Below are 15,452 nucleotides of genomic sequence, written 5' to 3'. Positions count from 1 at the left end.
GGGCATATTTATGTGTGGAATCACAGGGATCTATTCTTATAATGACAGCCGGAGGAGCTGGTCGCAGCACGGCCTCGAAGCCATGGTTGACCGTCTCTCGTACAGGGGGCCGGATGATAAGGGAATGCACGTGGAGCCGGGTTTATTCCTGGGGCACACGCGTTTGTCCGTGCTTGATCTGACCTCGGCCGGACATCAGCCCATGTTTACTCCGGACAAAAGGTTTGTGATAAGTTATAACGGAGAGATCTATAACTTTATGGAGATTCGTAAGGAGCTCGAATCCAAGGGGCACCGTTTCGTATCAAATTCAGACACGGAGGTACTGCTCGCGGCCTGGCAGGAGTGGGGATGGGCATGCCTGGGAAAGATCGATGGTATTTTTGCTTTTGCCCTGTTTGACAGAAAGGACAAGAAGCTTTTTCTTGTCCGCGACCATTTCGGCGTAAAACCTCTTTTTTATACGGATTATCAGGGCCAGGTATTTTTTGCTTCGGAATTACCGGCGCTTTTCGGCGCATTGAACCCGTGCCCTGAATATAATCCGCAGGATCTCGATGTATATTTTACATTCAACTATCTGCCCGCGCCGAGATCGGGATTGAAGGGTGTATATCAACTTCCGCCCGGGTGCATGTTGACAGTGAGCGACGGACAGCCGAAATTAAGCTGTTATTGGAAGCCGGAATACGGTGCATGTGCGGAGCCGCTGTCATCTAAATTAACAGGCCGCTTCAATGAGTTACTTTTATCGGCAGTAAAACGGCAGCTCATTTCTGACGCGCCGCTAGGACTTTTTCTTTCGGGAGGGCTCGATTCGTATGCCGTAGCGCTGTCTGCCGTGGAGGCCGGAAAGCAACCCGCGACATTCACTCTCGGATTTAGAGATCGTAAGTTCAGCGAGATACCTGCCGCCGAACATTATGCAAGGCACCTTAAGGTGTCGAATGAATCATTGGTTTTTGCGTGGACCGAAAATGCGATAAACGAAACGCTCGGTGCTATGAAAGAACTTCTCGCGGACGCATCCTGTTTTCCGGTGTACCAGCTGTCAAAGTTTACACGCGCGAAAGTAACCGTTGCTCTTGCCGGGGACGGAGGCGATGAATTACTTGCCGGCTATGATACGTACATGGCCGGGGAGATCACGCCTTGTATGAGGATGTTACCCGGAATGATCAGAAGATCGATGAGGGCCTTATCGCGATATTTGCCGTCGGACAACAGCCGTTATGGCGCAAGAATGGCGGCAGAACGCCTTTTAGATGCTTCGGAAGAATGCGGCGGAAGGGATCACGCTACGTTTCGCCGCATCTTTTCTCCGGCTATGAAAAAACGTCTTTATGATCCTGATTTCTTCCGTGATGCGGAAAAACTCGATCCGGTGGGCGAATATGCCGAATTGATGAAAGAGGTGCCGTCCGAAAGGTCTTATCTGACCGCCCGCCAGCATGCCGACCTTAAGTTTCATCTTCCGAGTATTTTGGCAAAAGTGGACAGGATGAGCATGGCCAACGGCCTTGAGGTGCGAGTGCCTCTTCTAAACAAGCAGCTGGTGGAGTTTTGCCTGAACCTCCCGGACGAGGCAAAACGTTATCGGCTCAGGGGTAAGCGGATACTTCGCGAGGCGATCGCGGACAGGGCGCCTAAAGAATCATTTTCGAGGCCAAAGGCGGGGTTTTTACCTCCGGTCGATAAATGGTTCAGGGAAGCCGGGCCGATGAGCAATATTTTCGGGGATTATCTTTCCGGCGCTAAATCGTCGGTACCGTATCTAAAATGGGACGAAGTGAACAAGTTATGGGATGAGCATAAGCACGGGGCCGTTAACGCCGGGTTCATGCTTTTAGGGATACTCCAATTTATCAATTGGAGCCTGCAGTACAGGCGGTGCAAATGAAGCTTTCACATATATCAATGTTGGAATGTATGGAATGCGGCGGCGCCCTTAAGTTGGCTGACAATCGTATTTCACATGCAAGCGGCGACTTTATTGAAAACGGGGTTCTTCAATGCGAGCGTTGTGGCGAGTCCTATCCGGTCATTGACGGCATAGGTATATTTTTTAAAAATTCACTGCTTCCTCATTTTTTGAATGATCATGAAAAAATAATTTGTGATTCGATTAATTTTATTTTTAAGAAAACCGTCGGTAGTTTATTGGATGAATCTTTATTGACACAAAAGGCATCCAATGGTCTTGGTTACCAGCGGGGTGTTGGCGTAAAGTGGGATAAAAGTGAATTTGAAAAAGACGATTTTAACGGGCCTTCAAGCTTTAGGGAATTTATACGGATAGAACCTGAAGAGTACCGGGGCAGGAAAGTCGTTATCTGGTGCGGCGGAACCGGCCGTGAAGCATATCATGTATCAAAAAATAGTCCCGGCCTGGTTATAGTGACTGAAGCGGGCGATGAGATTTACCGAGTCAAAGAGCTCATAGATAAAAATATAGATCTTCTACTGGTCAGGTGTGATATATTGTGTAATCCGTTACGTAGCGGTATAGCCGATATTTCAATATGTGACCATGCGCTGCAACATGTTATTGATAAGCGCGGAGCTTTTTTTGCTCTCGCGAATGTTCTGGTTCAGGGAGGAACCGTCGCGGTATGTGTTTATAGCTATGAGAATAATTTCATTATGACACATGTCGTTGAGCCTCTGAAGGGCATAATTCGTCAGATACCGCTTGGTGGCCGGAAATTTATTTCTATTTTTCCGGCTATTTTTATATTTCTATTGATCAAATTGTTCTATTTGCCGGTGAATTTCCTGTTTCCCGAGCGCATCTGCAAAAAATTGCCGTTATTTGACCATATGATGTTATGGTCAAAAAGCAATTTCAAGCTTATAAAGTCATCCTGTTTCAGCCTGATAAAGTATGCGCCGGTTTCATATCATTTTAGTAGAGACGAAGTACGTAAACTCGCCGAACAGGCCGGATTATCTATCGACAAACTTGAAAATACTTATGGTACGACATGGAGCATGACAGCGAAAAGAACAAAGATGAATTTAACGGCGGGCTCAAGGCAGAAAAACTCCGAGGTGTTTTATGATTTTGCATGGCAAGAGTGGAGAGACATGGTCAAGCATTCTCCGGCGCCGCGCATGAGGAGAAAAAAGATCGTTTCATGGCTTTCTTCGGTATCGCCGGGTAGTATCCTTGACGTTGGCTGCGGAAACGCAGAATTATTGTTGGATGCGCACCGTTTAATGCCGGATGCCAGGCTGGTGGGCGCTGATATCTCTGATGCTGTCATAGCGTCAAACCGTGTTAATTTTCCGGGCATGAGTTTTTCGAAGATAGACCTCAATAAGGAAGCGCTTGGCGACAAATTCGATGCCGTGATATGTATGGAAGTCATAGAGCATTGCGACGATTACCGGGCCGCCGTCAAAAGTTTGGCATCAATGACAGGCAAGTGGCTTTTTATAACTGTTCCGTGCGGCCCTATGTTTGAAATCGACAGGCGAGTAGGGCATAAAAAGCATTTTAAACCGAAAGAGATAGAGGATGCGTTGAAGAACGAAGGCCTTGATGTGATCAGGCTCGAGGCGTGGGGCTTCCCGTTTTTTAATCTGTATAAACGCATGATTAATTTGCGTCCCGATAAAATACGTGAATCTTTTCTTTCTGGAAAAGAATACAGTTTTTCACAGAAGATACTGGCATCGGCCACGTATGCGGCATTTAATCTGTGCCTGCCTAAATGGGGCTTTCAGCTATTTGTAATGGCAGGCCGGAAATAGATAAATATGAAAAACGGCCAAAAATTAAAGACATTGTTACTTGAACCATTAAGCCCTGTTAAAGCGGCATGGGGAGACGTGTCATCCTTGCAGGGCCATCTTCCGCCGATGGGTGTTATCTCGATTTATTCCTGGCTCAAGAGCAAGAAGCACGATGTTGATTTTATTGATATGCAGTTCGGCGATTTTGTCGCCGATTCATTGAAACAATACTTAAAGAAGAGATCTTACGATGTTGTCGGATTATCTGTATATACTCCGACCGCGGATTATGCGTTCGAAACGGCAAAAATCGTTAAAGAAGCACTGCCGAGTTCAAAAGTCGTGATGGGCAATATTCATGTAACGATGCTACCGGAACTCAGCATGCAGCAGTGTCCGGAGTTGGATTTTATCATACGCCATGAAGGCGAACATGCGATGGATGAATTTTTGTCGGAACTGTCCGGAGGAAATGAATGGTCAAAGATAGCGGGATTGGTATATCGTGAAGGAGAAAAAATTATTATTAACGAACAGCGCCCGTTTGTCATGGACCTTGACAGCCTGCCGTTAGGTTTTTATTCGGACTTGGACCTCAAACGCTACGTGCCCCATATGACGCAGTATGTGGTGCTCCCGAATTATTCCGTGATGACGCAAAGGGGATGCCCATATAGCTGCACATATTGCGGCGCGTCAAAAATTCTCGGTAAAAAAATACGTTTTTACAGTCCGGAACGCATTGTAGAGGAATTGAAAATTTTAAAATTTGAGAAAAAGGCGCGCGGTGTATATTTCCAGGATTCCACTTTTACTATAAACCGTGAGTTTACGATGAAATTAATGAAAAAGATGGTTGAGGCGGATCTGGGGCTACTATGGTCATGTAATACGCGTGCCGACTGTGTTGACCCGGAGCTACTTAAAATGATGTACAAAGCCGGCGGAAGACAGATCGCCATAGGAGTAGAATCGGGCAATCAGGAGACGCTGGATTTTGTGAATAAAAATATAACTATAGACGAGCAGATGCGCGGTGTTCGATGGGTCCGCGAGGCCGGTTTCCGCTGCCTGAATAATTTCATAATCTGCCTTCCGAATGAGAACGAAGACATGGTCCGCCGCACGATCAGATGCGCGAAAAAGATGAAAGCGCCGATATCGGTATTCTGGCTGCCGGTCCCCTATCCGGGGACAGGATTAAATGAAAGCTGTAAGCGTACCGGAGGGCTGCGCAAGGTCGACAAGTGGCACGATTATCTTTCGTTGAATTTTGATAATCCCGTATATGTGAACCCCAATTTTGGACTTGATAAGATGCGTTATTGGCACAGGCGCGCGAACCTTGAATATTATTTGAGCCCTGCGATATGGTGGGAAAATATCAGGACGATACGTTCTGTTTGTGATATACGCAGGTTAATGCAGGGTGGCTGCGTAATATTCGAAATGTTTTATAAAGGCCTCGTAAAAGTATTTAAAAAAATAAAACAGGGAAATAAAAATACATGAAACCAAAAAAACCGGAAATTAATATTGCGGGCCGCAGGATCGGAGAAGATTACCCACCGCTCGTGATAGCCGAGATCGGAATTAATCACGAAGGCAGCGTCGCTAAAGCCAGGAAAATGGTCGACGATGCGGTGGCTGCAGGCTGTGAATGTGTTAAATTTCAGGCGCATGTAATAGAAGATGAAATGATCTATAACGGCGTGGTGCCAGCTAACGCAAAAGAATCGATCTGGAATATCATGGTCAGGTGCGCATTATCGGAAGAAGGGGATAAGGAACTAAAAGCATATACGGATAAAAAAGGTATGATTTATCTGTCTACGCCTTTTTCGCGCGAAGCAGCCGATCGTCTGAAGCGCATGAAGGTAGGCGCTTATAAAATCGGCTCCGGAGAATGCAATAATTATCCGCTTGTAGAATATATTGCCGGTTTCGGGAAGCCCGTGATATTAAGTACGGGCATGAACAATATCAATTCTATCAGAAAAAGCGTGAAAATTCTGGAGCAGAATAAAGTGCAGTATGCTCTCTTACATTGCACATCCATGTATCCCACACCTCCCGGCAAAATAAGGCTTGGCGCGCTGGCCGAACTCAAAAAGCATTTTCCGAATGCTGTGCTCGGGCTATCGGACCACTCATTTACCATATTTCCGTGTTTAGCGGCCGTAGCTTTGGGAGCCAGTATCCTTGAAAGACATTTTACATCCGATAAAGATTGGCCGGGGCCGGATATAGCTATCTCTATGGATCCCGGTGAACTCAGACAATTGATTACAGGCAGCCGTATAATACATTCGGCATCAGGTGGCAGCAAAACTATTTTAAAAGAGGAACAACCAACGATAGATTTTGCGTATGCCTGTGTGGTCGCGATACGTGATATCGATGCAGGAGAAAAACTGACTAAAGAAAACATCTGGGTTAAGCGCCCTGGAACAGGCGAGATAAAAGCAGGGCACTTAAGCGCGCTTCTCGGAAAAAAGGCGAAATGCTGCATTAAGAAGAACAGGCAGTTGAAATGGGAGCATGTCTATGAAAAGTAAAAAGATCATTTTTTTAACGGGTACGCGTGCCGATTTCGGCAAACTTAAGCCTTTGATGAAAGCGCTCGAACAGGAAAAGGCATTCGAAACCCATATATTCGCAACCGGCATGCACATGTTGCCTAAATACGGCAGCACTGTAGACGAAGTCATAAAAGCCGGCTTTAAAAATATATTTAGTTATTATAATCAGAAAACCGGCAATTCGATGGATGCCATACTCGGGAATACGATCCATGGCTTCGGTGATTATGTATCCGCGACGAGGCCGGACCTTATAATTGTCCATGGTGACCGCGTGGAGGCGCTTGCAGGTGCTGTTGTCGGAGCATTGAACAATATTATCGTAGGGCACATAGAGGGCGGCGAACTGTCTGGGACTATAGATGAATCAATAAGGCATTCGATATCGAAGCTTGCGCATGTACATTTCGTGTCGAATGAAGAAGCTAAGAAAAGGCTGCTTCAGATGGGCGAGAAGAAGTCAAACATATATGTGATAGGGTCCCCGGACATGGACCTTATGGATTCCGGCTACCTCCCGGCTTTATCGGCGGTCAAGAAGCACTACGAAATTGATTTTAAGGAATACGCGCTATTCATATATCATTCGGTAACTACGAATCTGCATGATTTATCCGATAATGTCCGGCAGGTCACAAAGGCGCTGGCGAGTTCCGGCAAAAAATATATAGTATTATACCCCAATAATGACAGCGGGTCAGATATTATAATAAGAGAACTCAAGCTTATGAGTAAAAACCGAAATTTCAGGATATTTCCTTCGATACGCTTCGAATCATTCCTTACGTTGCTTAAAAATTGTGAATTCATCATCGGCAATTCGAGCTCAGGTATCAGGGAGGCGCCGTATTACGGGATCCCGTCTATAAATATCGGGAACCGGCAAAGCGGGCGATTCGCTTATAAGACTATCATTAACGTCCGCGAGTCGGCAGCGGATATCACATCCGCTATAAATAAGATACCGGATGTCCCGAAGACCCCTACCACGCATTTTGGGGACGGTAAGAGCGTGAAGCGGTTCATTTCTATACTCAATGGATCCCAGATCTGGTGCACGGAAATTCAGAAGCAATTTTGCAGTGAATATCATACGGACAATAAAGGTATGTCCGGCAAAAAATATATTAGGAGATAGCGATTATGAAGATTATCGGGCTTATTACGGCACGTGGCGGTTCAAAATCCATACCGGGGAAGAACATAAAAATCCTTGCGGGCAAGCCGCTGATTGCATGGACGATAGAGGCGGCGTTGAAATGCAAGGGCTTAAGCCGTGTAATTGTATCTACTAACGACGAGAAAATCGCAAAGGTTTCGAAGCGACACGGCGCCGAAGTGCCGTTCAGGCGCCCCGGAGAACTTTCAAAAAATGAATCCCCACATATCTCAGTCGTGCTCCACGCGATCGATTGGCTGAAAAAACATGAGGCATGTTACCCGGACTATATAATGCTGCTTCAGCCGACATCTCCTTTCAGGACAACCGAAGATATGGAAAATGTCATTAAATTGGCCAAAAATCGTAATACACTCGCTGTTGTCAGTGTCTGTGAAATTATAAAATATCCTTATAAAACACACAGCATAAATAAAAAACGTTCATTGGAATATTTTATTCCTCCGAATGACGGATACATGTACAGGCAGGCGTTGCCGGAATTGTACGAACAAAATGGTGCGATCTATCTGAATACCTGCTCATCACTTCTGAAGCAACGTACTTTTGTGCCCAAGGGTGCGGTACCTTACATTATGCCGCAGGAAAGGTCGCTTGATATCGATACGGCATGGGATTTTCACGTCGCAGAGTTAGTTTTAAAAAATAAGAAAAGGAGATAATTTCGATGAAATACTGCAAAAGATGTTTGATGCCAGACACGAGGCCGGGGATAACCTTTCAAAAGGACGGTGTTTGCTCGCCGTGCCATAATTATGGCAAACAAAGAAAAACCGACTGGAATAAGCGCAAAAAAAAATTTGAAAAGGTATGCAGTAAGTACAGAGGAAAATACGGGAATAGTTATGATTGCGCGATTGCGGTATCGGGAGGGAAGGATTCTCACTTTCAGGTATGGTATATGAAAGAAGTCATGCGGATGAATCCCGTTCTTCTCGCGGTAGGCAATATAGACTGGACCGAGACCGGAAGAAAAAATCTCGCAAATTTATCCGATACATTCAATTGTGACATTATTTCGATAATACCGAATCATAATGTGACACGCATATTGGCGAAGAAGGCATTGATTGAAATCGGGTCGCCTACATGGTATGGAGATGCGTTGATTTATGCCTACCCTTACAGAATGGCGATGAAATTAGGGCTGCACCTGTTGATTTACGGCGAAAATGTGAATTATACATACGGAGGAAAATACAACGAAGAAACCCCATCGGCAAAATTGCAGTCGAAAAATGATGTAGTGAAACCGGCATGGAACCAATGGCTGAAGGACGGGGATCTGACCGAAAGAGACCTGGAATCAGCCAAACAGCCGACGCTTGAGGAATGTGAAGGGTATGGGCTCGACCCGATATATTTGAGCTATTTTGTACCATGGGACAGCCATCGAAATTATGAACTCGCGAAACGGTGGGGCTTCCGGCATCTTGCTCATGAGTATATAAGAGAAGGGACGGTAGAGCAATATAACCAGATCGACTCGATAGGATATCTGCTGAACCAGTATCTGAAATACCCAAAGTTCGGCCACGCTTCGGCCACCGAAATGGCATCGCGCTGGATCCGCGCAGGAATCGCGACACGCAAGGAAATGATACCTTATGTAAAAAAACACGACAAGATCCTTGATCAGGGTATTGTAGACGCATTCTTGAATTTTACGGGCATGAAGCCTGTTGAATTCTGGAGAATACTTGATAAATGGTACAATCCGAAACTTTTTCGTCAGGATCAATGGGGGCTCTGGCACGAGAAATTTGAAGTCGGAAAGGGGATAAAATAAACACATGTTCGATATATCCTTTTTTAGAACCACTTCGGAAATAAAAAAGAAGATCGTCGATATGAAATCCCATATCCGCCAGGCCGAAGTGTCGGCAATCCTTAGGAAGCATACAGATGAATATCCGTGTGTTTTTAATATCGAAACGACCAATGCTTGCAATATGAAATGCAAGATGTGCCCGCGTACAAGCCTGATGAGGCGTCCCGCGCAGGTTATGAAGATGGGGCTTTTTGAAAAAGTCATAAAACAGATAATGCCTCACAAAAAAGAGGCGATGGATAGCTTCTGGAAATTTATCGCAGATGAATATCGTATTCATCCATCGGATAAAAGTGAAAACGCGTTTTATTTTTATACGGTATCAAAGTCGCTGATCTTGCACGGTTATGGTGAGCCGCCGCTGGACCCTTATCTTGTAGAAAGAATTGCTTTATGTTCAAAATATAATATCCCGACCTATTTCTCCTGCGTGCCAGCAAATATAGATGTGGATAAATTTATAAAAATGATGGAAGCCGGAGTCGGAGTCATAAAATTCGCCATGGATGCGATCGACGACGAAAGCGCCAAGAAGATCAGGGGAAAGAGCAACGATTTTACGCGTTCGTATAAATTGATACGCGAGCTTATAAATGCAAAATCAAAGAACCCATCGCTTAAAACCAAGATAGTTATAACGATGCTCGACCTTTCTCGGTCAAAAAATTCCGTTAAGATGCACGATGACTTTATGGGCCTCTGGAAGGATAGGGATGTCTATGCTTATATAAAGAGCCAGGACAATCAATGGTATTATAAGGATGATGACGCGGGAAAACCAAGGTCTCATTACGAAACACAGTATTGCGAGTTTCCGTGGACATCGATGACTGTAATGGTTGACGGCTCTGTAGTCCCATGCACGCAGGATTATAATTGCGAGATGGTTTTAGGCAATGCCAACAGTCAGACCCTAAAAGAGATATGGAACAGTGTGGATTATAAAAATTTTAGAAGATGGCACATAAACGGTGATTTTCCCAAAGATCATAAATGCTATACGAGATGCGACCAAAAACTGATTTGTAAAAGGCTCAAAAAGGAGATAAATAATGAAAGATTTCCTCAATATGAAGGATAAGGTAGTTTGCGTAATAGGCGGGACCGGGCTGATCGGTACGGAGCTTGCAAATGCGTTTGACGGCTACGGCGCTAAAGTTTTTGTCGGTACCCGTGTTCCCGAGAATTTTCGGAATAAAAGTAATATAAATTATATAAAGATCGACATAACATCCTCTCAGTCTATTCGGAGATTTATATCCGATGTAATAGTTCATGATAAGAAGATAGACGTTTGGATAAACTGCGCCTGGCCCAGGCAGGACAATTCTAAGGGCAGAATCGAAGATGTGGATCCGGATATCGTAGGAAGGGATACCATGGATCATCTGTTAGGATTTTACAGATGTTGCAAAGAGATATTGATAAATATGAAAAAAGCTAAACACGGGGTGATTATAAATTTCAGTTCCACATACGGAGACTTGTCGCCGGACTTCAGGATATACAAAAATACAGAAATCGCAAGCCTCCCGTCATATCCATTAATAAAGGGCGGGATAAATACCTTTACCAAGTATCTGGCTTGTTATGCCGCTCCATTTAATATTAGAGTAAATGCCATCTGTCCGGGAGGGGTTTTGGATAAGCACAGCAGGTTATTTCAAGAACAATACAGTACAAGAGTACCATTGAGAAGAATGGCCGATAAAAAAGATATCGTAGGCCCTGTTTTGTTTCTGGCGTCCGAATCCGCCTCATATATTACCGGACATTTATTATATGTTGACGGCGGTTTGCACGCATGGTGACGGATCAGTAGAAGATATATGTCAAAAGCCAGAACGATAGGAAAGAATATAAGTTATATAGCGCTGAGCAGGTGCGTATATATGCTCATATCGTTCATGCTTTTTCCTTTTATAGTAGCGCATGTTGGCAAAGAGATATACGGTGTTTACCTTATCGTTTTGACAGTTACCGATTATTTTGGATTATTGGATTTTGGAATGATGTCCGCACTCACGAAATATGTATCTGAATATCATGGTAAAAAAGACTTTAAAGGGATAGGCCATATAATCAACGCATCCTTCACGTTCTATGTCATTATAGGCGTTTTGATTTCGTTAATGTTATTTTTAAGCTCAAAATATTTCATTTATTTTTTTAAGATCGACCCTGCAAATATTCGGGTTATGAGAGACCTCTTAATCGCGGCGGCATTATCATCATTGGTGGTATGGCCTATGGGTATATTCCGCAGGGCAATACAGGGGCTGAACATGTGGAACCTTGATGCCGCAATTAGCATAATCAATCAGATATTACTTGCGATAGTAACCTTTTTTATATTAATCAAGGGCTTCGGTATCCTGCAGCTTTTCATAGCCATGCAGATATTGAATTTTACTGCCGGCGCGGTCTTTTTTTGGTTCACGGTCAAACATGTCAATTTTCGCATAGTTTTTCCGCACAGGAACATTAATACTTTTAAATTTATATTTAATTTCAGTATCTTTATGTTTTTAAGTTCATTGTCAGCCATATTTTTATACCAGATACATAATATCATAATAGGCTATTTTGTTTCGGTGTCGGCGATATCTCTATACGCCGTGGCTTTTAACCTGCAGAATTATTTTCGCGTTATTAATTCAACGCTGGGAGGACCTGCATGGATAGCTGCGTCTGAGATGGAAGGGGCTCATGATTATGCCCGACAGAAGCAGCTTTTATTTAAAGGGACGAAATTGATGTCGGCCGTGCTTCTTCCTGCAGTGTTAATCGCCATCTTTTTCGCCAAACCTTTTATAATTCATTGGATGGGGGAAAGTTTCCGGGAAAGCATACTGCCCGCAAGAATAATAATGTCCCTCTGGCTCTTTAGCGGCACTTCAGAATTGGCGGTAGGGCTATTATCGGCAAAGGGCATAGTGCGAAGAACCTTCTTTATAATATTAGCTGCCGGGATCTCAAATCTCTTGGTAAGTCTTATTTTTGTTAAAAGCTTAGGTATTGTCGCCCTGGCCGCAGGCCTGGCTTTTTCCATGATCTTCGTCGCGTTTCCGCTGGAATTGGCCCTGTCGCTAAAGATGCTGAAAGTTACTTTTAAGGAATATTTCGATAAGAGCGTAAAGGTAAACCTGCTGCTATATTTATTAGTCGCCATTTTTTCTACGGTTGTTTTATTTTATTTATACCCATCTAATTTTATTGCTACTATTTTTGAGATGGCCGTAATATACGGCGTTTCGTTGGGCTTTTATTACTTTAAATTACTGAAACCCGCCGAAAAGGAAGAGGTGAAAAAAGCCATCGGTTTTGATATGAAATTTCAGAGGAATGTAAAATGGGCTTAGGCAGGCAATTTTTAGCTACGACGGGCATTTCTGACGCTTGGGATATCGACAGTGAGGTGCTGTTTCTCGGTCCGTGGTGCTTGGCGGATGAAAAAAATAGAAAGCTAATCGAGGGCAGGCCTTGTTCTATAGTTGTCTCTCCCTGGAAGCCTGCTTTTAAAATAGAAACCGCAGCCGGCCTGTGCCGTGAGATATATGAGGAGATACTAAGAGAATTGAGCGAGCAATTGAATCTTCTTCACGGCGTTTCTTACCCTCAAAGATACTGGAGGATACTTGTCGGGCCGTGGTTATCGCATTTCATAGAGATATTATATGAAAGATACAGAAGAATAGAAAATGCGTTTACTGTCCATCAGAATGCTTATACTTATATCCTGCCTGAATCTCTGTGCGAATTATTAACTGTGGATACCTATGATTTTGTATCTATAAGAGGAAAAGCCTCCGATGATTACTATAATCTGAAACTATTCAGCCTCATAGCGCGTTATTTTTTCCCTGGCAGGGTCGCAGAGAAGACGATAGTGCCCCAGACGGCGGGGAATAAAAATATTTATAGCAGCGGTTTTGCCAAAAAGATGTTCTATGGTTTGAAATATTTAAGTAATATTTTTTCCCAAAAAGAAATAATTTTGAGCGATATGTACCATGTTGATTGGCGGCAGATATTAATGTTAGAATCGGAATGCCGGTTTAATTCAGTCGTTTTCAAAAACTTTGATTCCCAGGGGCCCATGAATAAGAATTGCTATTCCCGGGCCAGAAGGCAAGGCCTGAAGATGGGGAAGACAGCCGATAAATTCCAAAATTTTCTTAAGGAACTAATCCCGGATGCAATCCCAATGTGCTATGTAGAGTACTTTAATAAATACAACAGTAAGGTAACGACAAAAAATGTAAAAGCCGTAGGATCGGTAACAGGCTGGCTGTTTAACGAAAAATTTAAATTCTTTGCCGCAAACTCAACCTTAACAGATACCGTGCTGCTCGATTTTCAGCATGGAGGCGGTTATGGTATGTTTTTATCGCTTGCCGAGACGATTTCGATGGAAAAGGATATATTTTATACCTGGGGATGGCGCTACGAAAACAATGACAAAACAGTTCCATTAAGCAGCCCGCACCTGTCCGTGCTAAAGGATTCTTATCAAAAAAACAATGATGGATTGTTATTATTCATTGGATCAGGTATACATAAATATCTATGTAGATTCCAGGCCGCATTTGCTCAGGATGATATGCCACAATATTTTTTAGACAAGAAAAGATTCGTCGACGGTTTGGATGAGCCCTTGCGGGATAGATTGTTGTACAGGCCTTATCAGGAGATAGGATGGGGTGAGATAGAAACGGTAAAGAAGATGATCCCGGGGATAAAGATTTTTTCCGATCAAGGCAGGGCAGTGAACCTGATCAAGAAAGCAAAGATCGTGGTCATAGATCATCTGAGTACATCAAATCTCGAGGTAATGGCAATAAACGCTCCAACTGTCTGGTTTTGGGATCATGACAATTATATTATTAGGCCGGAGGCCGAGACATATTTTGAACTTTTAAGAGATGTCGGTATTTTATATAAGAGCCCTGAGGATGCGGCGAAAAAAGTAAACGATATTTATGACAATCCCATGAAATGGTGGAGCGACATTAAGGTGCAAAGAGCGAGAAATGTTTTCTGTGAAAGATTTGCTGCCGCCAGTAATAATTGGCGTGATGAATGGATCGAGGCTTTAAATGAGCATAGATAGTGTTGTGTCAGGACAGCTGGAAAACCGGGAAGGTATATGGTTCGGGCCCAGCGGAGGGTACTGGTCCAATCTGGATAAGAACGAAAATGACAGGTACGTATCAGACCTTTCAGGTCTTGGTTCGAGGAAAACGGTTCAGTGTCACTTCCCGCAATATTTCGACGTAATATTTTCTGATAAGCGGGCCGGAGGGCTGCTGTTATTGGATCCGAGACCTGGGGATATTGTTGTGGACGCAGGCTGCATGTGGGGAGCATTGACAGTGCCGCTTGCAAGAGCGGGATGCAATGTTATAGCCGTTGACCAGACCCGGGAATCTCTTCTATTATTGAAGCGGCGCCTGACAGAGGAAGGCCTGACAAAAGCAGACTTAGTATGTGCGGATCTGAGAAAGCTCAAGTATAAAAACTGTTCCGTTGATAAATTTTTGGTCAATGGGGTGCTCGAATGGATCCCCGAAGAAGGTACGGTGGAGTTAAAGAAGTATTATGGAAAAAGACTAGCTAAGAAATACGAACGCACCGCCAGGCCATGTCATATTCAGACGGGATTTCTTAAGACCATTTATGATGGCCTCAAGAACGGTGGCCAGCTCTATCTTGCCATAGAAAATCGGTTTGATATATTTAATTTTCTTGGGCTGCCTGACCCTCATTGCAATATAAGATTTATCACTTTTTTGCCCAGGATTGTTCAGGATCTTGTCTCGAAAGCCGTCCTGGGCAGGCCGTATGTAAACTGGACATATTCCAGGAAGTCTTTAAGGAAGATGCTTATCAGTGCGGGGTTTAAAGACGTAAGAATCTTTTACGCTTTTCCGGATTATAGGTTTCCGGAATATATATTGACGGATAACGGGATGAGGTATTATAGGCCATGCATGTATAAGAAGGGGAGGAATATTATTGCAAAAGCAGTATGCTATGCAATAGAGGATATCGTCTTTAGAAGGCTAAGGCTAGGATTTTTCTCCCAAAGCTTTGTTGTGCTGGCCAGGAAATGAACTCA

Annotated in this window: 12 protein-coding genes; all 12 read left to right on the top strand. The window is 43.8% G+C overall.

Annotated features, from left to right (window positions below; all coding sequences use genetic code 11):
* Nucleotides 1–10: 10 nt before the first annotated feature.
* Genes asnB through Q8R38_06035 form a run of 12 tightly spaced genes read left to right on the top strand, consistent with a single transcriptional unit; the run spans nucleotide 11 to nucleotide 15,447 of the window.
* The gene (gene asnB / locus Q8R38_06090) at nucleotides 11–1,900 is read left to right on the top strand and encodes an asparagine synthase (glutamine-hydrolyzing) (protein ID MDP3791593.1); all 1,890 of its coding nucleotides are present in this window, start codon (nucleotides 11–13) and stop codon (nucleotides 1,898–1,900) included.
* A complete protein-coding gene (locus tag Q8R38_06085; GenBank protein ID MDP3791592.1) occupies nucleotides 1,897–3,756 on the top strand; it encodes a methyltransferase domain-containing protein in 1,860 nt (619 codons plus the stop codon). Before asnB ends, Q8R38_06085 begins: the two co-directional genes overlap by 4 nt.
* 6 nt (nucleotides 3,757–3,762) lie before the next feature.
* The gene (locus tag Q8R38_06080; GenBank protein ID MDP3791591.1) at nucleotides 3,763–5,250 is read left to right on the top strand and encodes a radical SAM protein; all 1,488 of its coding nucleotides are present in this window, start codon (nucleotides 3,763–3,765) and stop codon (nucleotides 5,248–5,250) included.
* Nucleotides 5,247–6,296: an N-acetylneuraminate synthase family protein gene (locus Q8R38_06075; GenBank protein MDP3791590.1), complete on the top strand. Its 1,050-nt coding sequence runs from the start codon at nucleotides 5,247–5,249 to the stop codon at nucleotides 6,294–6,296. Before Q8R38_06080 ends, Q8R38_06075 begins: the two co-directional genes overlap by 4 nt.
* Nucleotides 6,286–7,458 carry a UDP-N-acetylglucosamine 2-epimerase gene (gene neuC, locus Q8R38_06070; protein MDP3791589.1) on the top strand — a complete coding sequence of 391 codons (1,173 nt, stop codon included), beginning with the start codon at nucleotides 6,286–6,288 and terminating at the stop codon, nucleotides 7,456–7,458. The genes Q8R38_06075 and neuC overlap by 11 nt, the downstream gene beginning before the upstream one ends.
* Nucleotides 7,459–7,463: 5 nt before the next feature.
* Nucleotides 7,464–8,162, top strand: a complete 699-nt coding sequence (locus Q8R38_06065) for an acylneuraminate cytidylyltransferase family protein (protein ID MDP3791588.1) — start codon at nucleotides 7,464–7,466, stop codon at nucleotides 8,160–8,162.
* 5 nt (nucleotides 8,163–8,167) lie between these two features.
* Nucleotides 8,168–9,289, top strand: coding sequence for an N-acetyl sugar amidotransferase (locus Q8R38_06060; GenBank protein MDP3791587.1), 1,122 nt, complete (start codon nucleotides 8,168–8,170; stop codon nucleotides 9,287–9,289).
* A 4-nt stretch (nucleotides 9,290–9,293) separates the two neighbouring features.
* Complete coding sequence (locus tag Q8R38_06055) at nucleotides 9,294–10,412, top strand: SPASM domain-containing protein (GenBank protein MDP3791586.1); 1,119 nt, start codon at nucleotides 9,294–9,296, stop codon at nucleotides 10,410–10,412.
* A complete protein-coding gene (locus Q8R38_06050) occupies nucleotides 10,384–11,142 on the top strand; it encodes an SDR family oxidoreductase (GenBank protein MDP3791585.1) in 759 nt (252 codons plus the stop codon). Before Q8R38_06055 ends, Q8R38_06050 begins: the two co-directional genes overlap by 29 nt.
* A gap of 18 nt (nucleotides 11,143–11,160) precedes the next feature.
* The gene (locus Q8R38_06045; protein MDP3791584.1) at nucleotides 11,161–12,693 is read left to right on the top strand and encodes an oligosaccharide flippase family protein; all 1,533 of its coding nucleotides are present in this window, start codon (nucleotides 11,161–11,163) and stop codon (nucleotides 12,691–12,693) included.
* The gene (locus Q8R38_06040; protein ID MDP3791583.1) at nucleotides 12,684–14,444 is read left to right on the top strand and encodes an LIC12162 family protein; all 1,761 of its coding nucleotides are present in this window, start codon (nucleotides 12,684–12,686) and stop codon (nucleotides 14,442–14,444) included. The genes Q8R38_06045 and Q8R38_06040 overlap by 10 nt, the downstream gene beginning before the upstream one ends.
* Complete coding sequence (locus Q8R38_06035) at nucleotides 14,431–15,447, top strand: class I SAM-dependent methyltransferase (protein ID MDP3791582.1); 1,017 nt, start codon at nucleotides 14,431–14,433, stop codon at nucleotides 15,445–15,447. Before Q8R38_06040 ends, Q8R38_06035 begins: the two co-directional genes overlap by 14 nt.
* Nucleotides 15,448–15,452: the final 5 nt, after the last annotated feature.

It is taken from the genome of Candidatus Omnitrophota bacterium (genome assembly GCA_030695905.1).
Taxonomy (GTDB): domain Bacteria; phylum Omnitrophota; class Gorgyraeia; order 2-01-FULL-45-10; family 2-01-FULL-45-10; genus CAZHPY01.
Note: the sequence above shows the minus strand (reverse complement) of the source record. Positions and strands in the feature narration are given on the sequence as shown.

What these genes read in the sequence shown, in the direction of transcription:
- asnB (MDP3791593.1), top strand. Translation starts at nt 11, where the DNA reads ATGTGTGGAATCACAGGGATCTATTCTTATAATGACAGCCGGAGGAGC.
- Q8R38_06075 (MDP3791590.1), top strand. Translation starts at nt 5,247, where the DNA reads ATGAAACCAAAAAAACCGGAAATTAATATTGCGGGCCGCAGGATCGGA.
- Q8R38_06040 (MDP3791583.1), top strand. Translation starts at nt 12,684, where the DNA reads ATGGGCTTAGGCAGGCAATTTTTAGCTACGACGGGCATTTCTGACGCT.
- Q8R38_06035 (MDP3791582.1), top strand. Translation starts at nt 14,431, where the DNA reads ATGAGCATAGATAGTGTTGTGTCAGGACAGCTGGAAAACCGGGAAGGT.
- Q8R38_06080 (MDP3791591.1), top strand. Translation starts at nt 3,763, where the DNA reads ATGAAAAACGGCCAAAAATTAAAGACATTGTTACTTGAACCATTAAGC.
- neuC (MDP3791589.1), top strand. Translation starts at nt 6,286, where the DNA reads ATGAAAAGTAAAAAGATCATTTTTTTAACGGGTACGCGTGCCGATTTC.
- Q8R38_06045 (MDP3791584.1), top strand. Translation starts at nt 11,161, where the DNA reads ATGTCAAAAGCCAGAACGATAGGAAAGAATATAAGTTATATAGCGCTG.
- Q8R38_06085 (MDP3791592.1), top strand. Translation starts at nt 1,897, where the DNA reads ATGAAGCTTTCACATATATCAATGTTGGAATGTATGGAATGCGGCGGC.
- Q8R38_06050 (MDP3791585.1), top strand. Translation starts at nt 10,384, where the DNA reads ATGAAAGATTTCCTCAATATGAAGGATAAGGTAGTTTGCGTAATAGGC.
- Q8R38_06060 (MDP3791587.1), top strand. Translation starts at nt 8,168, where the DNA reads ATGAAATACTGCAAAAGATGTTTGATGCCAGACACGAGGCCGGGGATA.
- Q8R38_06065 (MDP3791588.1), top strand. Translation starts at nt 7,464, where the DNA reads ATGAAGATTATCGGGCTTATTACGGCACGTGGCGGTTCAAAATCCATA.
- Q8R38_06055 (MDP3791586.1), top strand. Translation starts at nt 9,294, where the DNA reads ATGTTCGATATATCCTTTTTTAGAACCACTTCGGAAATAAAAAAGAAG.